General features: G+C 48.8%; 21 protein-coding genes and 4 pseudogenes. 10 read left to right on the top strand and 15 right to left on the bottom strand.

All coding sequences use genetic code 11. From position 1 onward, the window contains the following. Positions 1–73: 73 nt before the first annotated feature. Positions 74–1,123 (top strand): annotated as a pseudogene (locus tag GZ59_RS11485) (tyrosine-type recombinase/integrase); the annotation flags it as partial. A gap of 179 nt (positions 1,124–1,302) precedes the next feature. Then, positions 1,303–1,650 carry a phage polarity suppression protein gene (locus GZ59_RS11490; RefSeq protein ID WP_011093741.1) on the top strand — a complete coding sequence of 116 codons (348 nt, stop codon included), beginning with the start codon at positions 1,303–1,305 and terminating at the stop codon, positions 1,648–1,650. Between the two features lie 221 nt (positions 1,651–1,871). Here GZ59_RS11490 and GZ59_RS11495 read toward each other — a convergent pair whose 3' ends face one another. From GZ59_RS11495 to GZ59_RS22945, 3 genes and pseudogenes are all read right to left on the bottom strand, one after another. Further along, positions 1,872–4,142, bottom strand: a complete 2,271-nt coding sequence (locus GZ59_RS11495) for a UvrD-helicase domain-containing protein (RefSeq protein ID WP_011093740.1) — start codon at positions 4,140–4,142, stop codon at positions 1,872–1,874. Between the two features lie 2 nt (positions 4,143–4,144). Then, entirely contained in the window at positions 4,145–4,759 is a 615-nt protein-coding gene (locus tag GZ59_RS11500; RefSeq protein ID WP_226302342.1) for a hypothetical protein, read from the bottom strand. Between the two features lie 211 nt (positions 4,760–4,970). Further along, positions 4,971–5,222 (bottom strand): annotated as a pseudogene (locus tag GZ59_RS22945) (tyrosine-type recombinase/integrase); the annotation flags it as partial. Here GZ59_RS22945 and GZ59_RS23540 point away from each other — a divergent pair. Further along, positions 5,202–5,384: pseudogene (locus tag GZ59_RS23540) on the top strand (IS110 family transposase); the annotation flags it as partial. The pseudogenes GZ59_RS22945 and GZ59_RS23540 overlap by 21 nt on opposite strands. Here the strand turns inward: GZ59_RS23540 and GZ59_RS23545 are convergent. Beyond that, positions 5,376–5,841 (bottom strand): annotated as a pseudogene (locus GZ59_RS23545) (IS66 family transposase); the annotation flags it as partial. The pseudogenes GZ59_RS23540 and GZ59_RS23545 sit on opposite strands and share 9 nt — an antisense overlap. Here GZ59_RS23545 and GZ59_RS11515 point away from each other — a divergent pair. From GZ59_RS11515 to GZ59_RS23735, 3 genes are all read left to right on the top strand, one after another. Then, on the top strand, positions 5,798–6,214 hold the full coding sequence (locus GZ59_RS11515; RefSeq protein ID WP_043878049.1) for a lysozyme family protein: 417 nt from the start codon (positions 5,798–5,800) through the stop codon (positions 6,212–6,214). The pseudogene GZ59_RS23545 and the gene GZ59_RS11515 sit on opposite strands and share 44 nt — an antisense overlap. Before the next feature lie 10 nt (positions 6,215–6,224). Next, positions 6,225–6,623: a lysozyme inhibitor LprI family protein gene (locus GZ59_RS11520; protein WP_039291894.1), complete on the top strand. Its 399-nt coding sequence runs from the start codon at positions 6,225–6,227 to the stop codon at positions 6,621–6,623. Between the two features lie 86 nt (positions 6,624–6,709). Next, complete coding sequence (locus GZ59_RS23735) at positions 6,710–7,138, top strand: lysozyme inhibitor LprI family protein (RefSeq protein ID WP_181023446.1); 429 nt, start codon at positions 6,710–6,712, stop codon at positions 7,136–7,138. Positions 7,139–7,396: 258 nt separating this feature from the next. Here the strand turns inward: GZ59_RS23735 and GZ59_RS11530 are convergent, their stop codons facing one another. Next, positions 7,397–8,461, bottom strand: a complete 1,065-nt coding sequence (locus GZ59_RS11530; protein WP_011093734.1) for an MBL fold metallo-hydrolase — start codon at positions 8,459–8,461, stop codon at positions 7,397–7,399. Between the two features lie 244 nt (positions 8,462–8,705). Beyond that, the gene (locus tag GZ59_RS11535; RefSeq protein ID WP_011093733.1) at positions 8,706–9,299 is read right to left on the bottom strand and encodes a hypothetical protein; all 594 of its coding nucleotides are present in this window, start codon (positions 9,297–9,299) and stop codon (positions 8,706–8,708) included. A gap of 501 nt (positions 9,300–9,800) precedes the next feature. Between GZ59_RS11535 and GZ59_RS11540 the strand changes: the two genes are divergently transcribed. Both GZ59_RS11540 and GZ59_RS11545 read left to right on the top strand, forming a co-directional pair. After that, entirely contained in the window at positions 9,801–10,685 is an 885-nt protein-coding gene (locus GZ59_RS11540) for an RNA ligase family protein (RefSeq protein ID WP_011093732.1), read from the top strand. Positions 10,686–10,690: 5 nt separating this feature from the next. Beyond that, complete coding sequence (locus GZ59_RS11545) at positions 10,691–11,836, top strand: AAA family ATPase (protein WP_011093731.1); 1,146 nt, start codon at positions 10,691–10,693, stop codon at positions 11,834–11,836. Here the strand turns inward: GZ59_RS11545 and GZ59_RS11550 are convergent. The 5 genes from GZ59_RS11550 to ascF form a co-directional block, all read right to left on the bottom strand. Next, a complete protein-coding gene (locus tag GZ59_RS11550; RefSeq protein ID WP_011093730.1) occupies positions 11,833–12,249 on the bottom strand; it encodes a hypothetical protein in 417 nt (138 codons plus the stop codon). The genes GZ59_RS11545 and GZ59_RS11550 overlap by 4 nt on opposite strands. Before the next feature lie 16 nt (positions 12,250–12,265). Then, complete coding sequence (locus GZ59_RS11555) at positions 12,266–12,652, bottom strand: VOC family protein (protein WP_011093729.1); 387 nt, start codon at positions 12,650–12,652, stop codon at positions 12,266–12,268. 63 nt (positions 12,653–12,715) lie between these two features. Further along, positions 12,716–13,513, bottom strand: a complete 798-nt coding sequence (hisN, locus tag GZ59_RS11560; protein WP_039291897.1) for a histidinol-phosphatase — start codon at positions 13,511–13,513, stop codon at positions 12,716–12,718. 231 nt (positions 13,514–13,744) lie between these two features. Continuing rightward, the gene (locus GZ59_RS11565) at positions 13,745–15,175 is read right to left on the bottom strand and encodes a 6-phospho-beta-glucosidase (RefSeq protein ID WP_011093727.1); all 1,431 of its coding nucleotides are present in this window, start codon (positions 15,173–15,175) and stop codon (positions 13,745–13,747) included. 31 nt (positions 15,176–15,206) lie between these two features. Continuing rightward, a complete protein-coding gene (gene ascF / locus GZ59_RS11570) occupies positions 15,207–16,667 on the bottom strand; it encodes a PTS cellobiose/arbutin/salicin transporter subunit IIBC (RefSeq protein WP_011093726.1) in 1,461 nt (486 codons plus the stop codon). A gap of 363 nt (positions 16,668–17,030) precedes the next feature. On the opposite strand from ascF, the gene GZ59_RS11575 reads away from it, so the two are divergent. Then, a complete protein-coding gene (locus tag GZ59_RS11575) occupies positions 17,031–18,044 on the top strand; it encodes a LacI family DNA-binding transcriptional regulator (protein WP_039291899.1) in 1,014 nt (337 codons plus the stop codon). A gap of 95 nt (positions 18,045–18,139) precedes the next feature. Here the strand turns inward: GZ59_RS11575 and GZ59_RS11580 are convergent, their stop codons facing one another. The 4 genes from GZ59_RS11580 to GZ59_RS11590 form a co-directional block, all read right to left on the bottom strand. Continuing rightward, entirely contained in the window at positions 18,140–20,092 is a 1,953-nt protein-coding gene (locus GZ59_RS11580) for an autotransporter domain-containing protein (RefSeq protein WP_039291901.1), read from the bottom strand. Positions 20,093–20,589: 497 nt separating this feature from the next. Beyond that, entirely contained in the window at positions 20,590–20,817 is a 228-nt protein-coding gene (locus GZ59_RS22955) for a hypothetical protein (RefSeq protein WP_071598463.1), read from the bottom strand. Between the two features lie 173 nt (positions 20,818–20,990). Next, entirely contained in the window at positions 20,991–21,497 is a 507-nt protein-coding gene (locus GZ59_RS11585; RefSeq protein ID WP_011093723.1) for a ClbS/DfsB family four-helix bundle protein, read from the bottom strand. Positions 21,498–21,605: 108 nt separating this feature from the next. Further along, entirely contained in the window at positions 21,606–22,586 is a 981-nt protein-coding gene (locus tag GZ59_RS11590; protein WP_011093722.1) for an LLM class flavin-dependent oxidoreductase, read from the bottom strand. Between the two features lie 284 nt (positions 22,587–22,870). Here GZ59_RS11590 and GZ59_RS11595 point away from each other — a divergent pair, with 284 nt between their 5' ends. After that, complete coding sequence (locus GZ59_RS11595) at positions 22,871–24,067, top strand: M20 peptidase aminoacylase family protein (RefSeq protein ID WP_011093721.1); 1,197 nt, start codon at positions 22,871–22,873, stop codon at positions 24,065–24,067. Positions 24,068–24,291: the final 224 nt, after the last annotated feature.

Here is a 24,291-nt window from a genome sequence, read left to right on the forward strand (position 1 = left end):
AGTGTCTCAACTCATCTCGTGACAGCGCAGTCAAAAATGCGTACAAGGATGAGTACAATCAATTTCCATCTTCATGTTCGCGTTGGGTGAGTACTCAGCGGTAAAACTTGCCGAGGCGCGGGAGAAATGCAATCAAGCGCGTAAGCAAGTTGCAGAGGGAGTCAACCCGGCACAGGCTAGGCAACTAGATAAAATCCGCAAGGTCAACTACGCCTCCAACACCTTTGAGCTTATCGCCAAAGAGTGGTTACAGATGAAAGACTGGGCCGAAATCACCAAAACGCGGCGACTGGATATGCTTGAACGTGTGGTTTTTCCCGCAATCGGTAAGCTCCCAGTCAGAGAGATCACTCCACACCATATACTTAAAATTCTTCAGGAAACCGCTAAACGAGGAGCGCCAACAGTTGCCGCTGAAGCCCGTCGCACCATTTCATCAGTTTTTGAGTTGGCAGTCGCGACGCTTAGAGCTGATAGCGATCCCGTATGGCCTGTGCGTAAGGCCCTTCCGGCCAATAAGACACAGCACAAACAGGCACTAAATCCTCAGCAAATCGGAAAGTTATTAAGCTGTTTTGACAATAGTCGTGGCTCGTACCAGGTTAACTATTGCATGTGGCTTATGTGGTGGACATTGGCGCGTCCTGCAGAAGCCACCGAAGCAGAATGGACAGAATTCGATCTTGATAACGCCCTGTGGACCATTCCGGCTACGCGAATGAAAGCCCGAAGAGAACACGTTATTCCCCTACCCTTCCAAGCTGTCAAAATGCTCAGAACACTACAGGGATTAATCGGGCATCGGCAGCACCTTTTCCCGGGCAGAGATAATCCGCTGGGTCCAATGACATCGCACTCTCTGCGTCAGCTACTTAAAAGCCTCGGCTGGAGTGGCACTTATAGCCCACATGCAACCCGAACCACAGGAAGTACCCGTTTAAACGAGATGGGCTATCGACCTGATGCTATCGAGGCTCAGCTTGCGCACGCTGATACCAACAATATTCGTCGCACGTATAACCACGCGACTTATCTTGATGAACGCAAAGTGATGATGCAGGATTGGGCTGATAAGCTTGATGGATGGGTAAGCAGCACTCGCAGCAGTGCTGATGTTTCGTAAACGATGATGCATTGGTGCGTTAACACTGATTACTAACGATTATTTCCCACCATAATATAAAAACTACATTTTAACCTATACTTTAGTAACTATCTGATTTTACAAATATTGTTTGCTCTACTTATCCAGCGTTATAATCCCTCTGTTTTTCCATTCCTCTAATAACACAGGGCATATCCATGAGCCGATACCATGTATCCAGTAGTCAAGGTCAGTATGAGAAAGACTCTGGCGAGCAGAACGGGGCGGCACTGGTCAATACGCTGGCACCGGAATTAATGGGTACTGCGGCAGTGAGAGAGCTGGCGATACGGCGGGCGACACATTACATCGGTGAAGCACTGCGGGGCTATCTGGCGACAAGTAATGAAATCAATTATTCGGCTGAAAATAACGACATTTTAACGGCCATCGGATTCAGGCCTGATACGGCTTCACGGGTAGATAATCAGCAGAAATATACCCCGGTACAGAACCGTGTTTACGCGCACCGGCAGGCAGAACTGAGTCAGCAAAAACCCACTTAAAATCAGCCATAAAATACCGCGATTTAATTCAATTAAACCATGCATTACGGTGCATGGTTTTGCATGTAAAACCCCGTATTTTTCACACCTCAACACCCCAGAGCCGGCGCGGCTCGGGGGTGCTCATGCACCTGCATAAAACCCCACCCATGAAGCGGGCAGGCGTGGCGGAGATAGCATTGCGCGCTAAGAGTAAACATTTCTCACGCACAGCGTTGATATTATATGATGTTTGAAAGTTCATCATTCTGTATGACGAGCCCTTCTCTAAAGGCTGTTTCAAGCAAGGGGCTAATTTTTTGTGTTTTTTCAGTTACGAAAGCTACTTGATATTTAGCTCTTGTAATCGCAACATATAATTTATTGAAAGAAGAGTAATTGATGAAATGGAGTGATTCTCCATTATAAGTTGATTGCTCAGGGAATTTGTCTGAGTCAGCGCCTACAATTATCACTGCGGAAAACTCTAACCCTCCGATGTATTCCATACCTCCGATTACATATAAGTTTTTTTCCGAAGCTTTAAATACAGCAAGATTATCCCCGCGCCTTTCTATAGAAATATGGTTTATATCATGTTTATTTGCATGATTTTTAAGATCTTTCAATGTGCTATCGGTGCACGGAACTATTAAAATGTCACTTCGTTTAATGCCAGAATTTTGCGATATATAATCAGCCAAAGCAAATGTGGATCTATAAACTTCTGATGATCTTTGTTTGCTTATAATATAAGGAATGTCGCATTTTTCCTCAATAAGGGACGTGTGGCCTGTCATTGACTCAGCTAAAGGATTTTCTAACTCTTGGAATAAGGTAGCACCTGAAGCTAACACACAGCTTGCTAAGTTTATAATATGCTCCGATGAGCGGAAAACAGCATTTAAACCATGCTCATGTGCTAGAGTTGCATCAAGCTCTTTTGCAACATCTTCTTTAGTTATAGTCGTGTCCCCAGAAGCTTGGCTTCGATCCATTGTGAATACAATATGGTTTGAATTTGGTTTAAGAAGGTTGTGGAATAAACTCAACTCATTAATATTAAAAAGATGAGTTTCATCGATATACATGATATCAAAACCGCCATTTATTCTTCTGCGCTTCCAAATTGGAGTCGAGGTTTCTTTAAGAGCGGATAGGGTTATATCATCACTATCAAACAAACCTAAAGTGATAAGTTTATCTTGATATTTATTATAAATTGAGAAGATAGTTTTAAAGTCATCCTCATTTTCTAATGGTATGACATTTTTACTACGAGGAAGAGCGGCGTAAGTTTTAAGATCATCACCAGCACGCCCTTTAATGTATGTAGAGATCTCCTCTTGAAGCAAAATAGAAATCCCCCATGGATCATTGTTTCCGAAAAAATCTTTAAGTGCGGGGGAAATAAAGTTGACAGATCCTGCGTAATCATTTATCAAAAAATCTTCAAGAGCTTCGTTTATATATAAGAGCTGTAACTGCTTAGATTCAAAAGCATCGCTATCAAGATACTCTGTTGCTTCTATTCTGTTACCTAAATTTTTGATACACCATTCCTGTAAAGTTGTCACTTCAACAGACTGCTGATGTTCTGAGTCAATAAATTCAGAGCCACCATTAGATGCTATAAGGTTTTCTATATTAGTCTTAGTTGCTATGCTGTGGGTTATAAAAATAGCTCGTAGCAGATTGTCTGTTTTTTTTGAATTTTGAAGCTGAACTACACATCTCAATATTAAACTTAAAGTTTTTCCTGTTCCTGCTGCCCCTTTAAGAATATCCGGCCCATAGCTTTCGCTATAAACAAATCTTTTTTGACTTTCAGTAAGATTTTTTTCCCAATAATCTAACCCCATATGTGGGTTTGATTGAGTATTGGTATTATCAGTTTCATTTATGTTCAGATATGTAGTGACATTCTCCTCTTCTATGTCGGGTATTTTAAACAGAGAAAGCGTATCAATATCATGTATCCCTTCTTTAGCTTTGCGGAAATTAGCTAATTTTGGCACCGCATCGGTAGTGTCATACCCGTCATGAAATATTAAAAAACTACTTTCGTTCCTTTTTTCTTGTCGCTCCTTATCAGGAGATTTATCAAGTATGACTTTATAGGATTTTCCAGTAGTAAATGAAAGAGGTAATAAAGCAATTAAAGAAGAACCACTAATTATTTTCTCACATGGACTATGCCCAATCTTATCCCACAATTTTATCGCCAGCCTGCAAGATTTCTGAATTATCGTGATAATTTCATTACTGTTTTTTTTAAAACCATCAAAGGTCGTTGTGTCGAATATTAACATATTCTTTTTATTTGGGTTTTTGCTTAATATATATATACCAGTATTGATAGAGACAGCTTTAACTTCGAGGCTGAAATCAAGTATTTTTCTGTCTTTCAATAAATCAGCAAGTATCTGACCTTTATCATAATCTGCTGACTGAAGCATTCTTTCAGAAACGATTTTTCGTGCTGCATTACTTTCAATGGCTATGAAACTCATATTTATACGCTCATGATATTGGTTAATAATGCCGAGCGGTGATTAGCTACACCTACTCTAACAAAGTTATTTGTGAAACGTTGCATTAATAATTCTATAAACGGTGATTTCAATTGACCTACAATACTACAAAATTTATTGGAGATATTTAAATTTAGACCAGGATGTAATTCGCCATTATCAAGCTCTATTCCATTAGGGATTTTTTTTGCTGTAAGAAGATTAAATTCATAAATTTCTCTTAAGTTCACTAATACTGAATTATAGCCAAGAACGTCATCAATGAAAAAATAGTCGGGGTTTTTATTTTCAATAATGTCACAAATTATTTTTCTTGCTTCATCATGAAAATAACTTAATAACTGTGAATAAGAAGAGTTTTGCTCTAGGCAATTTATTTTTTCTTTTACACTATTTAGGCGAGTTATCTGTTTCTGGTTAAGCAATTTTTTTTCAACGATAATATCATAAATCCTATCAAAGCCATAGGTTTCAATATTAGCTGATGAAAAACTTGCTGTAGTTAGCAACACTGAATATTGCTGTTCTAAATTTTTAAAAACTTGTTTTTTTATAAGAGGTAACAGCCCTTTCTCTTTCCAAATTTCAAATTTCAAATTTCAAATTTCAAATTTCAAATGGAATTGCCGGTATGAAATTATAAAAATCAACCTTATCTTTATTAACTATGTCACATCTTGCGGTTATAACTAAACCTAACGTTTCATTGTTGGGGTACGAAGCGCAATAGGCACAATTGAAAATTGTGCCTTGTGTTAGATTTTTATCATCCGTAACATCGACCATGTCACGCAGCATTTGATCTCCTTATATAGAGTTCTTAGTCACAAAATTTCCCCACCAGTCCATCATCACTGTTCTGATATCGGGATAGATGGAGCGGTTGTAAGCTCTTCTTACTTCATTTTTATCGGCATGTGCTAAAGAAACTTCAATAGCATCGCTATTGAATTCAGCCTCATTTAATGCAGTACTGGCAACGATCCTTAGACCATGCGCAACTAACTTACCACCGTAGCCAATTCTTTTTAAAGCGGCATTAGCCGTCTGGCTATTCATGTTGGTCTGGGCTGGGCGGATAAAAAGCACGATGTCTGCGTTCACTTTAAAAACAGTGAGCGCATATTCCAAGTGATTAAACATACGCCGGAAGCGCTTGATATCTGGCTTACCAAGTTACACCCGAAGGTGAAAGGCAAGATCGCTATTGCCGTTAAGCTGGCAGGTGCCAATAAGGGAGTAAAGCACCGCGGCCCGCTCACCGCCGCTGTCTGAACTGGCAAACAGCCAGTTTTTACGGCCCTGGGCAACGCCCCGCAGGGCGTTCTCCGAGATGTTGTTATCTATTTCGGCCCAGCCGTTGCCGCAGTACAGGTTGAGTGCATCCCACTGCTTCAGCAGGTACGAGAACGCCTTCGCTGTATCCGAGCGTCATCTGCACCTGTATCCAGTCGTACAGTGACTGCATCAGCTGGATAGTTTTCTCTTTCCGGATCGCCAGTCGTTCATCTGCCGGGCTGCCACGTATTTCCGCCTCGATGGCGTACCGCTCACCGATGCGCTTCAGCGCTTCGGTGGTAATGTCGGTCGGGGTACGAACGTGAACGTCGTGGATTTTTCTCCGGGCGTGCGCCATGCAGGCCGCCTCCGTGATGTGGCCGTCTTCGTACAGCGCGTTTGCAGGCAAAAGAGGTGAACAGGCTAACCAGTTTGTTATCCATAATCGCAACAGTGCTGGCACCATCAGTCATCAGCAGCAGATACGGCTTTTTAAGCTGATCTATCCAGATTATATTCAGAGAGCCCGTAACAACTATGACCAGTGGACTGGGAAATATGCTGAGCGTACTCAATGGGATAGTTTAAAATCGGCGATTAGCGATCTTCTGGTCGACTTTGTCTACCAGGGATTCACCAAAGGTGAAGTACCGATGAAAGCTGGCATGACAAATGATGTGGATACACTCATTTATTATATCGAACACAGTACTACTATGATGAGTTATGAAAAAGGACGTAACCGGGTTGGTTACTTGAAGAAAAACCGTTAAAGGGCGTGTTATGAAGAAAATTTTAATCGCTGCCGCAATGCTTGCTGGCATGAGTGTCAGCACTTCGCTTTGGGCCGCTGATTGTGCAAATCCTAGTGCAAGTGCAGAAGTTGACAGTTGTGCCAAACAGGGCAAAGAGGCCACTGAACAGGCATTAAATAAAGCTTGGAGCGAAGCCAAGGGTCGTATCACAACGACTTACAAAGTGGATGATAAGCTGCAAAAAGAGTATCAGCAGAACCTGGTGGATTCGCAGCGTGGCTGGCTAAAATACCGCGATAGTCAGTGCAAAATGCAGGCTTTCCTCGCTGAAGAGGGGACCACAGCTCATGACACGCTGACCAATAACTGTATTAGCGATATCGATAAGCAGCGTATTGAGCAGTTAAAACTAATCCCTTATCAGTAATAACAGGCCGGAATGAATGACGGCAGCAAGTGATTTTGCTGCCGTCAGCTGCCCCTGAATCAATAAATTTTGGCACAGGATTTTTTATGAAGTTGGCTGATGGATTGGTAGTAACGATATTGGCACTAGGTGGAATTGCTTCGGCTTTTGCTGACGATATTTGCTCCAAACAGCCTTCAGATGGTGCACTTTATCAGTGTATGGTGCAGCAGAAAAAATTGGCGGAAGATGATCTAAATAAAGAGTACGCGGCTGCCAAAAAAAGGATTGTGCAGATGTATGGATCGCAGAAGCAGTTAGGCGATCAGTATGTTGCCATTGTCGTTGATACGCAGCGCAGCTGGCTGCCTGTCGATACGATAAGGGGCGATCTGGGTAACGGTTTACTGGTCCCCCTCAAACTTGCCGTCGGCGACAGTCGTATCATTCATCTGAACCTCTATCGGGGGACCACCGATGCGGCAGCGACAAACGCGGCAATGTCTTTGGAGAGTTTGCTGCGCGCTCTCGACTGAACTACGTCCAGATCTCTGATTTATCCTGGCCCCAATGTCGATACCATATCGCTCCCGTTCATACCGGATAATGAGCAGGTATTGCGGATTCAGGACTCAAACGTCGTCAGTTGGGATCTTTCCGCCGCGACCTGTCCCCCAAACTTCGGGCATTCATTAACTGCCTGAGTGAGAAAACATTTAGTTGATGGCGAATACCCTATCCATTCGCCACGCGGCAAAAATGTTGATAAATGCGTTTAACTCTCGTTCAACTCATTACCACCACTGACTAAAAATCTGCTGCGGATTATCGACCTGTACACGTTCACCAATACGGGGCGTCATTAATCGCCAGCCCTGATTTTCGCTGGCTTGAGAAATGCGCTCCAATGGATCGTTCCAGCGGTGGTGCGCCAGCTTAAATTTGCTGTTGTGGCTCGGTAACACCGCTTTGGCGTGCAAGTCACTCGCCGCCTGTGCGCTCTCTTCCGGCGTCATGTGAACGTAGGGCCAGTCACTGTCGTATTGGCCGCATTCCAGTATCGCGATATCGAATCCACCCAAACGCTCGGCGATCTCTTTGTAGTGCGCACCATAGCCGCTGTCACCACCGAGATACAGGCGATGCTGCGCCGTTATCAGCGCAAATGAGCCCCACAGCGTTTGGTTATGCTTGAGGAGTCGACCGGAAAAATGCTGCGTCGGCAGCACGTGAATTTCCACCCCGTTCTCTTTCAAGCTGCTGAACCAGTCACCTTCCGTAATATCTTTCCGAGGGAAGCCCCATTTTACAAAATAGGAACCCACACCGGTCGGCGTGACAATACGACGGATTTTTCCACGTAGCGCGTTCAACGTAGGGTAATCCAGATGATCCCAGTGATCGTGAGTGATCAACAGATAGTCGATTTCTGGAATGTCTTCCGGTGAATACACATTGCTGCCTTTGAAGGCGATATTAGTACGCGGCACCGGCGAGGCGTTGTCACTAAATACCGGATCCAGCAGGAAGGTTTTCCCATCCAATTGAATAAAGTAGCTGGAATGCCCCATCCAGATGATGACGTTATCCGTTTTACTTAACTGATGCAGATCGGTCTTTTCCGACAGCAGGTGGGTATCGGGTAACGCGCCAGCGTCTTTCTCGAAAAGAAAGCGGTACAGCAACCCGAACCGGTTCTGGCTATCTACCGTCGGGCGGGCTACCGGGTTATGAAACGCGCCATCGCGAAAGAGTGGGTTTTCCGGTTGAGGTTTTACCTCTGGTGAAACGTATTGCGGCTGTTTTAACCAGCCGTAAACGGCGACTGCAATCACAGCCAAAACGAGTAACAAAAGCATAGAGTTTATCCAGTGTCGTTTCGTGATGAATATTGTTTTGTAGCGAGTACGAGTTCGTAATAATGATTTCAGGCATCGTATCTCCAGCTTCGGCAGTTATGCACGAACGCTGAGAACCTGGCAAGGGAGAACCGGGGGGTTTTTGGTGCAAAAAAAGCGAAGGCGCTCACCTTCGCTCTGGTTTCTGATGAAAAACTATATGCCCTTTCACCGATAATACTAGTCTTGCTGTGTCACCCACATACTATTTTTTAAGCGTCAGCAGCGTTTTTCCCATCGCGATAACAAATTCGTTCTGTTGTTCGATGGTTTTATTAAGCCCTGCTTCATCCTGAATATTATCGACCGTATTGATCGCCTGAACTTCCAGTACGCGCCCTTTAATCAGCGTCGAGCACAGCGAATGCAGAACCTTGTTATTCAAAATCGTTTGTAAGCAGCGAAAAGGCGTCGCGTCGTCAACCTTTCCCGCACGCTGGTCAGGCTTGATGCGCTGGCGTAGCATCTCTTTTTCCGTACTGGCGATCACTGCATCCAGATCGCTAGGCTTGGAAGCAATCGGGACGTTACCCTCTCTATCTGGCGGCAACATGAACAGTGAAACCAACGCCTTATTGCCTGTCGTCGGATCAACATACTCGGTTTGCACCATGTGGTTTGCCGCATCGACCACTTTTTCTCGCTGAACCATGCTCAACAACCGAGCAGGCAATGCATCGGTGAGATCCTGCGTGGTATAGCCGACGAACAAATCTGGATCCTTTGTCTCGGCAAACCCATGCAGCGGCAGCACCAATAACAGACCCGCAATCCCTTTCTTTATCACACTGATTTTCATTATATTCCTCTACTCTTCATTGTGTGCATCATCCCGTCATACTCAGCACGTTTATGTCGATAGACTTCGACTTTTTTATCGCCTTTACCACCGCATTTAAACACTACAACGCATTCTACAACTACAGGAAAGAATAGCATTTTTTATACAAAAACTTGTTGTCGGAGGATTCCTTCGCTAGAATCGCGCCATTTACTCACCCCCAATGTGTCATTTGGAGCCCTAAAGTGCCCTGTACGTCAGCCCCCCACTAACCGCCGACGACTGCATTAAGCAGCCTCGATTCGGCGCAGTCTGCGCCAGCGTTGGCTGCGGTACTGGTTCCCTTCTCTTTCTCGCCATCACGCGGAACAGAGAATGAATCTCCCGCTTCCTCCCCCGCGACTCTGACCTCTGGAATGCCAGTGGCCAGCCTATTGACTCGCGCTCGAACACGTTCGTCGGCCCTCTTTTTTACCGTAGATGGGCCTGGCTGCGCCAATAACGCAGCAGGCGAAAAACATGTATTTACATTCAATACCGTTATTAAAGTATCCGCGTACACCTCATTTGGAAGGCTCACGCTTACAGCCCGGCGATGATGCATCTGACCAAATTGCACTGAAAGCGCTGGCAGGCCGTTACGTCGTGATCGAAGAAAAAATCGACGGCGCGAACAGCGGTGTGTCCTTCAATGAAACGGCAGAGCTTTTGCTCCAATCACGCGGCCACTATCTGGCTGGCGGTTCGCGGGAACGACAGTTCAACCAGTTCAAACTTTGGGCTACTGCGCACGAAATGCGTTTTCTTGAACTGTTGGAAGACCGTTTTGTGATGTACGGCGAATGGGCCTACAGCAAGCATTCCGTGTTTTATGACCGTTTACCGCACTACTTTCACGAATTTGATCTTTACGATCGTCGTGACGGCATTTTTTTATCGACGGCGCGCCGACATGCCATGCTGGCTGGCTCGCCCGTGTTGTCCGTTCCGGTGCTGTATGCCGGAGAGATGCCAACGAATCCGGCGTTGCTGTGGAAGTTGGTATACCGTTCGCTGGCGAAGAGCCAGAACTGGAAAACCGCGTTTGAATCCACCGTTCAGCGTGAAAGTTTGCCGCTCGCGCTATGCTGGCAACAAACTGACAAATCGGATCGTTCGGAAGGACTTTATCTAAAGGTTGAAGATGATGAACAGGTGCTAGCGCGTTACAAACTGGTACGCCATGACTTCATTCAGACCATTTTGGACAGCGGCTCGCATCATTCTCGACGCCCTATTTTGCCGAACCAACTGGCAGAAGGCGTTGACCTGTATGCGCCTTGTCCACCGGTATCTTGGGAAATGCTGGGGCTGAATACGCTGCGTTCGTTGGACGCACTCGCCACCGCAATGCCCGATAAATAAGGAGTATGACTATCATGGATTGGAATACCATTAAGGGGCTGGTCCCCGTCTCTGGCGTACAGCCAGATTTTGTGAATTGTCTGGATGCGTTCCCTGTACTTAAGCGGGCCAAAGAAACGCCGCAAGAGCCACGCTATCACGGTGAAGGCGATGTCTGGACGCACACCATGATGGTGATCGAGTCGCTATTACAGCTTCCCGATTACCAGACAGCCACGCGAGAACAACAGGAAATCTTGTTTTTTGCCGCGCTGCTGCATGACGTTGCGAAATACCGAACAACGGTCATTGATCCAGTGACGGGCCAGATTGGTCAACCGGGACATTCGCGCAAAGGTGCCATCGACGCTCGGGTGCTGCTGTGGGATGCAGATGTCCCGTTTGCGATTCGAGAAGCGATTTGCCGGTTAATTGCGGTGCATCAGGTGCCGTTTTACTGCCTTGAAGATGAACGCCGTCGGGTGTCGCCGATCTTTACGATTCGCGAACTCTCTTGGCAGTTGAGCATTCCGCTGCTGGCCACGCTGGCGGAAGCTGATATACGTGGGCGAATCTGTCAGGATCAAACGCGCGTACTCGACAGCATTGAGTTGTTCCGCGAACTGGCGCGGGAAGAAGGCTGTTACGGCCAGCCGAGAGCGTTTGTCGATGCTCACACGCGCCTGAGTTATTTTCGCGGTGCCGATGTCCATCCAGACTATCCGCTGTTTCAGGAACCAGGCTCGAAAGTCACTGTTATGTGCGGTTTGCCTGCTTCAGGAAAAGACACCTGGGTACGGACGCATCGGCATGATTTACCGGTGGTCTCTTTTGACGATGCGCGCACAGAGTTGGGGCTGAAACACGGAGAAAATGAAGGAAAAGCGGTGCATTGGGCGACCGATAAAGCACGTTCACTGCTGCGAACCCATGAACCATTCGTGTGGAACGCCACGCATCTGAGTCAGCAAATGCGCACCCGCACGTTGGATTTGTGCTATGCCTACGGCGCAGAAGTGGAGATCGTTTATCTGGAGCGTCCGCGTCAAGAACTACTTCGCCGCAACGGTAAACGAGACACGACGCTGAGCAATAAAACGCTGCAAGGAATGCTGACAAAATGGGAGCTTCCCTCACCAACGGAAGCGCATGTTGTTCGCTATGAAAGCTAACGCAGCTGTAGCGAAGTCCAGCGTGGAAGCGCGGTAAACGGGATCTCGTATTCCGTGCTACCGTGTTTTTCTGCACCAAAATACTGTTTTTCATAGATCAGATTATCGTCCTCGAAGCGTACGGGGACGATAAATCCACCCGCAGCCTGAGAAACCTGGCATTGCCTCTCTTCGAGCACATCAATACACAGCAAAGCCGTTTGCGGGCCGTCGCGTTCCGCCGTAGAGAGCCACTCTTGTGCCACAAGGTAACGAGAATCCGGCGACCACAGCATCTCGTTGCCGAAAACGCGCTCTTCTAATGCGTTGCCGTCGATCGATAGCGAAAAATAAGGCGGGCCAAATCGAATTTCACCAGCGAAAATCAGCATCGCGCTATGTTGTCGATCGAATGATGGCAGTTTGTGCAGCATACAAAGGGTTCCCGAATCAGTCTGATGTTATCTCAATCAGATTACCATCAGGGTCGCTGACGATCGCTTCATAAAAACCGTCCCCCGTCATGCGAGGTGGGGCAACCAAAATGCCGCGTTCAGCCGCTTTGCTAGCTAACGCTTCCACATCCGCTTTACTGCCAACCGAAATCGCCACATGCGCCCAACCGCAACCTTCTTTGTTGGTTAAGGCGTCCGCCAGCACCGGCAGCGTCATCAGCTCAATGGATGCCCCTTCACTCAGTTGAACGAAATGCGATTCAAACCCGGGGCGATTCTGGCTCACATATTTTTCCCCCACCTGAGCAGAGAAGAACTCTTGCCAAAATGCAGCCTGTTCGGCCAGATCGGCTGTCCATAATGCAACGTGTGCCACTTTCATCATGATTCCTTCTTAACCGTTGTTTTTCACATCACCATGGTCTGTTATACAAACCAAAGACGATTACCGCGATCCGTTGAGAATCGCTAAAACCTGCGGGTGCAAGTCTGGATTACCGGTCGCGACCACGGTGCCACCCGCTTCTGCTCGCTGCCCGTTGAGATCGGTAATGATGCCGCCCGCCTGCTCAATAATCGGAATCAGCGCGACAATGTCGTAGGGCTGCAATGCAAATTCCACGCAGATATCAATCTGGCCTGCCGCCAGCATCGCCAGCGCGTAGCACTCACCGCCGTAGCGCGTCATCAGTGTGCTTTCGGTGAGCTCTGCGAAGCGAACGGTCGGATGCATGCTCAGCGCTTCCGGCGCAGTGGTGTGAAGAATCGCCTGTTCGAGTGACACGCCTTTACGCGTACTTAAGCGTGTTTCTCCCTGCCGATCGCTACGCCAGGCCTGTGAGCCATCGGCCCAGAAACACTCTCCGGTAAACGGCTGGCTCATCATTCCCATCACCGCACGTTCATGATGCAACAAACCGATGAGTGTTCCCCACACGGGTAACCCGCATAAGAAAGGCCGGGTTCCATCGACCGGATCCAAAACCCAGCGCACTGGCCCTTCACCGCTCAAGCCAAATTCCTCTCCCATAATCGCGTGCTCGGGATAATGGCGCGTTATGTGTTCACGTATCACACGCTCGGCTTCCCGATCGGCTTCCGTCACTGGATCAAAGCGAAAACCTTCTTTTGGCTTCGTTTCAATTTGGCTGGCTTTGAGAGAACGAAAACGCGGCAACGTTTCTTGACTGGCTAACGTGGCAAGTTCATGAAAAAAAGCAATATCGGGAAGCGACTGACTCATCGTGTTTTACCTTCCTATCGCGTTTGCGCGATCGTATCACTGAGAATTAGGCTGATAGATAGCAATGCTCACTTTAGCTCGATCGCACATCAATGAGCATAACCAATACGCTCGATTATGAGTGAAAAAACAAACACCGACAACCTCACTTTCCTCTACGGATAAAAAAATAGCCCCCAGACGCTACCGTCAGGGGGCTATAACAAGAATAGCTAAACTGAATTATTCCATTCAGCTCAGGTCAGCGCCGTTGCTGGCGATCACCTTTTTATACCAGTAGAACGATTTCTTTTTCTTTCTGGCTAATGTCCCTTCGCCTAGGTCGTCGCGATCGACATAGATGAAGCCATAGCGTTTACTCATCTCGCCGGTAGACGCGGCAACCAGATCGATACAGCCCCACGAGGTGTAGCCGATAACCGGAATACCGTCGCCGATGGCGTCTGCCATCGCGCTGATGTGCTCACGCAGATAGCTGATGCGGTAGTCATCATCAATGTCGCCCTGCGCGTTAATCTCGTCCTTCGCCCCTAATCCATTCTCCACCAAAAACAGCGGTTTCTGATAACGGTCATACATCATGTTCATCGTGATGCGCAGGCCCAGCGGATCAATCCCCCAGCCCCATTCACTCGCCTTGATGTGCGGGTTCTTCAGCGATTTAACGATGTTCGCGGCGCTACTGTTGTGCTCGTTCATATCTGCCGACGCGCAGCGGGAGGCGTAATAACTGAAGGAAACAAAATCCACCGTGTTCTTGAGAATTTCGTCATCGCCCGGCTCAGAAGCAATCGTGATGCCCTTCTCTTTAAACAATCGTCCGGTATACGCCGGATAGGTGCCACGCGCCTGCACATCGATAAAGAACAGGTTTTCACGATCTTTATTCAGCGCCGCCCAGACATCTTCCGGTTTACACGACCACGGATAGAAATTACCGCCAGCCAGCATGCAGCCAACCTGATTTCCTGGGTTAACCTCATGCGCAATCTTCGTCGCCAGCGCGCTCGCCACCAGTTCATGGTGTGCCGCCTGATATTTTACCTGTTCCTGATTTTCCCCTTCGGCAAATACCAGCCCTGCACCGGAAAACGGGCTGTGCAGTAAAATATTGATTTCGTTGAACGTCAGCCAGTATTTCACCAACCCGTCAAACGCTTCAAAACAGGTTCGAGCGTAACGCGTGAAGTACTCCACCATTTTCCGGTTACGCCATGAACCGTATTCCGTGACCAAATGCATCGGCACATCGAAATGGCACAGCGTCACCAACGGTTCCATGTTGTACTTCTTGCACTCGGCAAACATATCGCGATAAAAGGCGATGCCATCCGCGTTGGGCGTCAGCTCATCCCCGTTTGGATAGAGACGGCTCCAAGCGATGGAGGTACGGAACACCGTGAACCCCATTTCCGCCATTAGCGCGATATCTTCCTTATAGCGATGGTAGAAATCGATCGCCTGATGGCTGGGATAAAACTCATCCTCACGCAGCGCAAAACGCGGTTCTTGTCCTAGCTTCACCGGCAGGCGATTCACGCCGTGGGGAATCATGTCCACCGTCGTCAGCCCTTTACCGCCTTCAAGGTACGCGCCTTCTGCCTGATTGGCCGCAATCGCGCCCCCCCATAAGAACCCAGTGGGAAATGTTGATGCAGACATACGCTATTTCTCCTTCGTATTAGTGCTTCATTTAATTCGTGTTCGCTGCGCGCTGCGGCGCGGAAATCTCATCGCCCTCTACGCGTTTTTCTTCCGGTTTTTCTTCTACTGGGATGTCTTCAAAGCCCAGCAGCAAGGTCACGAAGAAGGAAATCACGACGGACAGAATCATGACGCCGAATACCCAGGCAATGCTCATCGGATTGGTAGGATCGAAGAACTGTACGCTGGTGAATAGCCCCGGCGACGCCATTGAATGGCTTGCTAATCCACCGATACCCGCGACGGCACCACAGATAAATCCGGTGATTAAACAAGCGATCAGCGGACGTTTCAGACGTAAAGCCACACCATAAAGCGCAGGTTCAGAGATCCCAGCAACAATCGCTGATGCCGCTGCTGCCAGCGCCGTCTGGCGCAGTTCCGGGTTTTTGGTACGCCAAGCGACGGCCAGTGATGAGCCACCCAGCGACAGGTTCGCGCCAATTTCAGACGGCATGACCATGCCTTCTTTGCCGGTTTCAGCGATGGTTTGAATAATGGTCGGCGTAAACACACGGTGCATACCGGTCATGACCAGAAGTGGCCAGATAGCGCCCATGATGGCAACGGACAGCCAGCCCAGATAGTCATGCACGGTGTACACTACCGCAGAAATACCGCTACCAATCCAAATCCCAATCGGCCCGATAAGCATGATGGCAATCGGGGACGCAATCAGCACGATTAACATCGGCTTGAGGAAGTTTTTGGTCACTGCTGGCGTAATGCGGTCTACCCATTTTTCAATGTAAGACAGAATCCAGGTCATACACAGCGCCGGAATTACGGTATAGGTATACTTCACCGCCGTGACCGACAACCCCATAAACACCACCTGCTGACCCTGTGCTGCTTTTGCCATCAGATCGATAAACGTCGGATGCACCAGTACCCCAGCGATAGCAATCGCCAGCGACATATTGGTTTTGAATTTTACCGCCGCAGACGCCGCCACCATGATCGGCAGGAAGAAGAACGCGCCGTCGCCAATCACGTTCAGAATAGTGATCGTCGATGCGCCCTTCTCAAACAGCCCGGTCATATCCAGAATCATGGCGAGCAATTTCACCATCGACCCACCGATAATTGCCGGGATAAGCGGTGACATCGTGCCAATCAGCGCATCCAGAATGCCTGCACCGATGCGTCGCAGCGTAATTTTATTGTTCACTGGCACCGCTTTTTCAGCAGCCGCACCTTCCGGTAATAGCTTCACCACCTCGGCGTAAGCCTGAGAAACAGTATTACCGATGATGACCTGACACTGGTTATCGTTTTTCACCACACCTAGCACGCCGCCGATCGCCTTCAATTCGGCGACATTCGCCGCATCATTATCTTTAAGCACAAAACGCAGGCGGGTCATACAGTGCGTCACGGCAGTGATGTTATCAGCACCACCGATGGCATCGACTATCGAACGGGATACAGCCGCATAATTCTTTGACATGGATAGACAATCTCTCGTAATCGCGCACGTTACACCTGTTTCAACAAACCGCTTAACGCGAGTTTATTGTTTAGTGAACATGCATTTATTATTAAATTTCATACAGTTATGAAAGAATTCATGCCGGTATCCCTGCTCCATGCAACGTGATGAAACGCCGATGGGTAACCGGTTCCACATAATAGTGTTTATATATGAGTGCGATTTCAATAGATGGATTGTTAATATTTTACTTATGTGACCACGATCGCCATGAAAAGCACAATTCTTCTCCCGAGACCATTGGCTCTGCATTTATCACCCTGCTGCTGCCAGCCTAAAGTGTGTAAAATGATGGAAGTACTCAACGTCTCAGGATGTCCCATGTCAACAATGCAGGAAGTGGCGAAGAAAGCAGGCGTATCAAAAGCGACGGTGTCGCGCGTGCTTTCAGGTAAAGGCTATACCAGTGAAGAAACCAAAACGCTGGTCTATCAGGCCATTGAAGAGACGGGATATCAGCCAAATTTACTGGCGCGTAATCTGGCGACCAGCAAGTCAGCCTGCATTGGTTTGGTGGTGACGAATACGCTCTATCACGGCAGCTATTTTAATGAATTACTGTCACAGGCCGCCAAGAAGCTCGAAGACAATGGGCGTCAGTTAATTCTGGTCGACGGTAAACACAGTGCCGCTGAAGAACGCGATGCGATTCAATTCCTGCTCGGTTTACGCTGCGATGCGATTATCATCTACCCCCGTTTTCTTAACGTGGATGAGATGGATGACATCATCGAGAAGCACAAGCAGCCAATCATGGTGGTCAACCGTAAACTGCGTAAACACCAAAGCCACTGCATCTGCTGCGATCACAAAGGTTCCAGCTACAACGCCACGCAGCATCTGATCGCACGCGGTCATAAAGACATCGCGTTTATCACCGGTTCACTGGATTCACCGACCGCTATCGAACGCCTTTCTGGCTACAAAGACGCCCTGAAAGCAGCTAACATCGCAGTACGGGATGAACTGATCGTGAGAGGGAAATGGACGCCGCGCTGTGGATCACTCGCCATTACCACCCTGCGCGATAGCCAGGTATCGTTCAGCGCCGTGCTTGCCAGTAATGACGATATGGCGATTGGCGCAATAAAAGCGCTGGATGAAGCTGGCGTTGCCGTACCGAACGACGTCTCTGTGGTCGGGTTCGACGATATTCCCACCGCGCCGTTTTTGAAGCCGTCGCTCTCCAGCGTAAAAGATCCGGTGAGCGATATGATTAACGAGGTGATTAACCGCCTGATCGCGATGCTGGACGGCGGGTATTTTTCGAAAGAGAACCTGTTTTTGTCTGAACTGCGGGTCAGAGATTCCATTCAGGACGGGCCGTACGGGTAATCATTCCGCGCTGATCTCAATGCGGGGTCGTTTCAGACCCCGTTTTAACGCCTTATGTCAGCACCAAGAGTGAGTCCTGTTCTTCATCAACAGATTCAGAATTGCCACTGTACGCCCACGCTGTAGCGCGTTTGATCGCCATCCTGATGACCAAAACGACTGCCGATTTCGGAATATAGATTCAGATTCTCTGCCGCAAGCCACTGCACACCGACCGTCGCCTTGCCGAAATTCTTATCCTGCTCTCCCACCGCAACGCGGCGGTTTGCACCATCGACATGATCTTTCACAGTAAAGCTGGAATCGAGCCCATCGGCCAGTTCACGCACCCACGCCACTGTTGCGTAAGGTTGTAGCGACATCGTATTGCTGAATTCCACCTTGCCACGCACTCGCCAGCCCAGACTGGCCTCCAGCGAATCGACATCCTGCTTTTCATACCGCACGCCAGTCCGCAAATTGCCCTTGTCATCAAACGCATTGATGCGATAACGCGCGTAATCCAGACCAACAACCGGGCCAGTGCGCAGGCCGCTTATTGGGAAGTCATAACCGCCGCTAACGCGGGCACCGATAAACTGCGCTTCGGTGTTACCATCCAGCGCGTTGTCCAACAAAACCGGACCGCCTGCAGATTGCAGATAAACCGAGCGGCGTGATTCAATCGCTGCGCGACCTGCCGTCACTTCGCTGCCCAGCCAGGCGGGTCCGCCCTGATTCAGCAAACCATAGACACCCGCTTGCCAGGTATCGCTTTCAATGTGTCCATTGCGCTCCAGCTTATCCTTACTACGCAGCAGACTCAGGCTTCCGCCAATCGTGACAATGTCACTTAATTGATAATCCACCAGTGCATAAGCCATCGCCTGCCGAGAGCGCTGCTGCGGTGCGCGGTCAAAGCCATTTGACGGAATAACATCGCCCTCAACCCCGATCGCCGTATCCAGCGTGCCCACGCTCCGAGTGGTATTTTGCAACAGCAGCCAGCGCTGGTTATGCAAATCACTCAATGACTGACGCTGACGCTTCAGACTCTCTTCCATCGCCTGCTGCATCGCGGCGGCGGAATATGCCGAATGCAGTAAATCGGTATTGGAGATTTCCAGCAACAGTCGCGTCACCAGACGTGAAACGTCACGCAGGTGCTGGTCGATACGCTCCTGCCCGAACACGCTGGTCAGAAAGGCTTCGTTATCAACGGTGGGATCATGCCATGTCGCGCCACCCGGCACCGCGGGGTTTGTGGTTTGCTCATAGCCATCTTGATCGCCAATATCCCAGTTGGTGGCCTCCATATAGAGCACGGGAATATCAAACGCCGCATTGAAGCTATCGCCGTCGCTGCAACAGCCGGTTCCAGCGGGATAACTCGCATTCAACCCCGGATTAGTGAACAGATCGATGCCCAATTCATTCGCAATACGCAGCGTCTGTTCACGCAGGCTTGCCAGAGCAGGGTTAGCCACGCTGTTATCGCCGGCGTGAGCGTAGAGTTTGTCACCGGTGATCATGCTATCCATGTTAATCATGGCCTTAAGATCGCCCGCGTTTCCTTGCGCAATCAGATCGTTAACCATCGCACGCGAACCGCGTAGCCCCTCTTCTTCTGCACCGAAGGCAGCAAAGACCAGCGTTTTTTCCGTCTGGATACCGCTAAAATTACGCGCCACTTCCGTCAGAATGGCGGCACCCGATGCGTTGTCATCCAGCCCTTGTAGCGTTGGCCGCCCGAAGAAGGTATCAAAGTGCGCCCCGGTAATGATGTATTCGCTGCTCAACCCGACATTAGAGGCCAGCACGTTCTGTGACGAACGTGTCGTGCCACCTGCCGTCCAGGAAAAATCCTGCCTGACTGTGCTATAGCCGGGTGCCATACGCTGCGTCATCCAGTCCGCCGCACCAACAAAATTTGCCGTATCGCGATAGCGCCCCGGATAATCATTAATGAGCGTATCCACGGTCTCTCGCGCATAGTCACCATAATCATAAGCCCAGGCCGGTACACATAAACACGCCATCCCTACCGCAACAGCTACTTGCTTCAACATACACCCCACTCCCTTTTCTCGTTATATACACGTAATACTTCAAGCTGCATGTGCGTTGGCTGCGTTCAAATCTGCTCCAGGCAAATTTGTCACCCGAATCACTTACCTGAGATGATCAAGAACAGCACCAGAGGAACCTTATTTAGGTCATGTGTTTGTTAAAGAAAGAAAAATAGCAGCAATATTCATTCCAAGACTATGGAATAGAAGAAAATATGATGAAATGTGTCAAAAAGCAGCAAATAGAAAGGAAGTTATCAGAATTGTGTAATGCTGATTAATCATAGGGTTAATCATGAATTAGCCTGACTTCATCAGGAGACGGGTAAATGACGAGCAGGGAAGAAAAAAGGTGATGGTGGCTCGACAGGTTTGATGAAGGTGCAATGAGGATGTGATGAAGATACTTTTATGAGGATACAACACGATCAAAAAGGGCAAAACACGCACCGAAAACGATCGTTTACAGCGCGCGATTGCCCATTTCTGTAGGAAATTTAAACATAAACGTTAAGCTGGTTAGTTGCCGTTGGGCGATTCACCCCATCTGCTATGGGTGCTTTAAAGACCGAGCCGCTATTTTCATACGCTGTCCGCGTTCGAGTAGAAGCGTCCTGATTAGGGTAACCAGACAGCTGCGACGAACGGGAAATACCTTGGACATAATCCAGTTTGTCAGGCGTGGCGTAATATGACACTGGAGAAACTAAGTTGAGACCAATCATTTTTCTTCCCCCTTATTCATCTCATCTGCCAGTAAAACTTACCTTGCTTATTACTGAGTATAGAACAGTCAAACAGGGGGAATATGTAAGGTTTTGTCTGAAAAAACGCCGCTAACGAGCCCTTATAAGGGGAAAGATAAGGCCAACAATCATTTTTATTTACTATCAAACACTTATTTGTTTTTCTCCCACGTACGCAGGCGTCCGGCCGCATTTTTATAAGGCGCGGCGGTATTGAACTGAATCATTCGACCACGCGTCCACTTGCCGTACCAGCCTTCGCCATAGAGCTGTTCATCGGTATAGCGTTCAACCAATGCGATGAGTGCTAATTTATTCGCGGCAAGCAGCGCGATCAGTTCCGCCCAATCGGTAATAGGGGCATAATCCTGATAGAATTTTTGTGCCAGCAGGCCAAGCTGATTCCATTTATAACCGGCCTCAGGGAAATCAATGGTTTTACCCTGCTCTTCGTCCTCATGCCATTTCAACACCACATTGCCCCAGCCCAGCAAATACGCCACCAGATTTGCCGGGCTCATCTGCGTCCCCTGCGCATGTCCTGCCATTTCTGGCGAGAACGCTCGCTCTGCAGGCACTGCGTCAATTTTCTTCATTAATAGCGTGAACTGACTGTTGATCGCCTTAATCAAGGCCTCCTTGCTCTCCGGCACCGCCATCGCATAACCTCACTTTTCTACCAGACAGCATCAGGTTACTGTCCACATGGCGGCCCGGCGGTGTCATTGCTCACATTTCTAATCATTACTCACGCTGCTAGCCGTTGTTCAGCGTTGCGCCAACAGCCGGATAGACGCCTCACGCTCACGGGGTGATGTCACGGGCGTATGGATAATGAACTCATCTACGCCAAAGCGCTGATGATAGTTCTCCAGACGCTGATGAATATCTTCCGGCGTACCGTAAAGCACATGGCGTGGCTCCTGCTCAATACGGAAATCCGTCACGCCTGCCTGTCGAACGAAATTTTCTGCCTGTTCCTGACTTCCAACCGTTAGCGGCGGCTTGTTTTCAATATAAACCTTATAGTTATGCTGCGTGCTGGCCAGCGCTTCCGCATCCTCATGACGTTCGGCGGCAATCACCGACAGCGATAGCAACGTATGTGCACTGGCTGGCTTCAATTCCCGATAGCTCAAGAGTGATTCTGCCAGCAGCGTTTCGCTGGCGTTAATGAACCCAGCGAACACGAAATTCCAGCCAAGCGATGCCGCTAATCTCGCACTATCCTGACTGGCCCCTAGCAGAAAGCGCTGTGGCGCATGTTCCGGCAGCGGTGTCGCATTCAGACGATCGACCGTATCGTCATTGCTACCGAGAAAACGATTGAGCTGATGTAATTTCTCCGTGAAGGCGACCCGCTGCGCTTCACCGATTTCCTGCTGTAACGCCCGTGTCGCAAGTGGCAACCCGCCCGGCGCTTTACCGATACCCAAATCTACACGTCCGCCTGCCAACGCGCTGATGACATGGAAATTCTCCGCGACTTTATACGGGCTGTAATGCTGTAACATCACGCCGCCGGAGCCAATGCGCAGCGTTGTCGTATGCGCCAACAGCCAGGTGATCAAGACCTCGGGAGACGACCCCGCCAGCTCATCGGAATTATGATGTTCGGAAACCCAAAAGCGGTAATAGCCAAGCGCTTCCGCCACTTTCGCCAACGACACGGTTTGTGCCAACGCCTGCGCCGCGCTCATTCCTTCGGCGATAGGGCTTTGATCTAATAAACTGAGCTTATATCCCACGATGTTTCCTTATTTTCAGCGGCTATCCGTTAGCACTATTCATAGTAATAAATAGTCATAACCAAAAAACAGAAATAGCAAAAAAACCGAATAAGAAGAATGTTGCATAACGGTGTTAAAAATAAATATCAATAATGAGTTTTGTTAGCAGAAATATTCATAATACATGAATACAAAAAACGCCATCATAAAAAGACATGAAATATAACCAGACGGTATTTATCCATTTAGTTGCTATCGGCTACCTTTATCATGTTTACATTTTGTTAAGGAGGTGTATTGATATGGCTGAATCTATCCCCTGTTGTGATACGTCATTTGATCAACAGTTAATTAACTGGCGACGGCACTTGCATCAGTACCCAGAATTGTCCAATCAGGAACACCAAACCACCGCGCACATTACCCGCTGGCTACAAGAAAAAGACATCCGCCTGCTGCCCCTTGCGTTAACCACCGGCGTCGTTGCCGAAATTGGTCACGGCAGCGGTCCGACGATTGCGCTACGCGCTGATATTGATGCGCTGCCGATTGAAGAACTGGTCGATGTCGGCTTTCGCTCTCAAAATGCAGGCGTCATGCATGCCTGCGGACATGACTTCCACACCGCAGTGATGCTCGGCGCTGCCTGTTTGCTGAAAAAACGTGAACATGCCTTACCGGGTAAAATCAGGCTGTTTTTCCAACCGGCAGAAGAGGTATCTACCGGAGCTAAACAGATCATTCGTGCGGGGGCACTCGCCGATGTGGCCGCCATTTTCGGCCTGCACAATGCGCCCGAACTCCCCGCAGGCACCTTCGCCACACGCAGCGGGCAGTTCTATGCCAACGTGGATCGCTTCGCCATTCACATTACAGGCAAAGGCGCGCACGCCGCCAAGCCGGAACAGGGTATCGACAGCATCGTCACCGCCTGTAATATCGTCAATGCACTGCAAACGTTGCCCAGCCGCAGCTTCAGTTCGCTGGAGTCGCTGGTCATCAGCGTCACGCGAATTCAGGGCGGCAACACCTGGAACGTACTACCGCAAACGGTAGAATTGGAAGGAACGGTTCGTACTTACAATGCCGCGATTCGTGCAGAAATACCGGAGCGTATTGAACAACTGATCGGCGGAATTGCCCTTGCTTTGGGCGCAAAAGCGGAACTCAAATGGTATCCCGGCCCGCCAGCGGTCGTGAATACCAGCGAATGGGCCGATTTCAGCAAACAAATTGCCCGAGACGCAGGTTATCAGGTAGAAAATGCCGAACTGCAAATGAGCGGCGAGGACTTTGCCCTTTACCTTCAGGAAGTGCCGGGCACGTTCGTCAGCATTGGCTCAAACAGCGAATTTGGCCTGCATCACCCTCAGTTCAACCCAGATGAAAGCGCGATTGCGCCTGCATCACGCTACTTTGCACAGCTAGCGGAAGCCGCACTGCATCGCTTGCGCACCACGAAAGTTACACCACCACAGGCAGTCCTGTCCTCATCGTGATCGTTGACTTATAAAAATCCCTCCGTCCGGTCAATCCGGCGGAGGGGACTCCCTCAATAATTCGCGTTAGAAAGAGAGCAAAAACCCTATTTTCAGAACGAAAACGGGGGTAATGGAATAGAAGAGTAAAGCGTCCGCGCCAAGGATGGCGCGGCTCGAGCTTACAAGGACGTACTTGCAGCGTCTTTACGATCTATCCATTACCACCGCTCGACGCACTTTGT

The sequence above is a fragment of the Pectobacterium atrosepticum genome, assembly GCF_000740965.1.
Taxonomy (GTDB): domain Bacteria; phylum Pseudomonadota; class Gammaproteobacteria; order Enterobacterales; family Enterobacteriaceae; genus Pectobacterium; species Pectobacterium atrosepticum.

Excerpts from the sequence above, each read along its gene's own strand:
- GZ59_RS11595 (WP_011093721.1), top strand. The coding sequence starts at position 22,871 with ATGGCTGAATCTATCCCCTGTTGTGATACGTCATTTGATCAACAGTTA.
- ascF (WP_011093726.1), bottom strand. The coding sequence starts at position 16,667 with ATGTCAAAGAATTATGCGGCTGTATCCCGTTCGATAGTCGATGCCATC.
- GZ59_RS11495 (WP_011093740.1), bottom strand. The coding sequence starts at position 4,142 with ATGAGTTTCATAGCCATTGAAAGTAATGCAGCACGAAAAATCGTTTCT.
- hisN (WP_039291897.1), bottom strand. The coding sequence starts at position 13,513 with ATGAGTCAGTCGCTTCCCGATATTGCTTTTTTTCATGAACTTGCCACG.
- GZ59_RS11580 (WP_039291901.1), bottom strand. The coding sequence starts at position 20,092 with ATGTTGAAGCAAGTAGCTGTTGCGGTAGGGATGGCGTGTTTATGTGTA.
- GZ59_RS11535 (WP_011093733.1), bottom strand. The coding sequence starts at position 9,299 with ATGAAAATCAGTGTGATAAAGAAAGGGATTGCGGGTCTGTTATTGGTG.
- GZ59_RS23735 (WP_181023446.1), top strand. The coding sequence starts at position 6,710 with ATGAAGTTGGCTGATGGATTGGTAGTAACGATATTGGCACTAGGTGGA.
- GZ59_RS11545 (WP_011093731.1), top strand. The coding sequence starts at position 10,691 with ATGACTATCATGGATTGGAATACCATTAAGGGGCTGGTCCCCGTCTCT.
- GZ59_RS11530 (WP_011093734.1), bottom strand. The coding sequence starts at position 8,461 with ATGCTTTTGTTACTCGTTTTGGCTGTGATTGCAGTCGCCGTTTACGGC.
- GZ59_RS11540 (WP_011093732.1), top strand. The coding sequence starts at position 9,801 with ATGTATTTACATTCAATACCGTTATTAAAGTATCCGCGTACACCTCAT.
- GZ59_RS11555 (WP_011093729.1), bottom strand. The coding sequence starts at position 12,652 with ATGAAAGTGGCACACGTTGCATTATGGACAGCCGATCTGGCCGAACAG.
- GZ59_RS11585 (WP_011093723.1), bottom strand. The coding sequence starts at position 21,497 with ATGGCGGTGCCGGAGAGCAAGGAGGCCTTGATTAAGGCGATCAACAGT.
- GZ59_RS11575 (WP_039291899.1), top strand. The coding sequence starts at position 17,031 with ATGTCAACAATGCAGGAAGTGGCGAAGAAAGCAGGCGTATCAAAAGCG.
- GZ59_RS11490 (WP_011093741.1), top strand. The coding sequence starts at position 1,303 with ATGAGCCGATACCATGTATCCAGTAGTCAAGGTCAGTATGAGAAAGAC.
- GZ59_RS22955 (WP_071598463.1), bottom strand. The coding sequence starts at position 20,817 with ATGATTGGTCTCAACTTAGTTTCTCCAGTGTCATATTACGCCACGCCT.
- GZ59_RS11520 (WP_039291894.1), top strand. The coding sequence starts at position 6,225 with ATGAAGAAAATTTTAATCGCTGCCGCAATGCTTGCTGGCATGAGTGTC.
- GZ59_RS11550 (WP_011093730.1), bottom strand. The coding sequence starts at position 12,249 with ATGCTGCACAAACTGCCATCATTCGATCGACAACATAGCGCGATGCTG.
- GZ59_RS11515 (WP_043878049.1), top strand. The coding sequence starts at position 5,798 with ATGCAGGCCGCCTCCGTGATGTGGCCGTCTTCGTACAGCGCGTTTGCA.
- GZ59_RS11565 (WP_011093727.1), bottom strand. The coding sequence starts at position 15,175 with ATGTCTGCATCAACATTTCCCACTGGGTTCTTATGGGGGGGCGCGATT.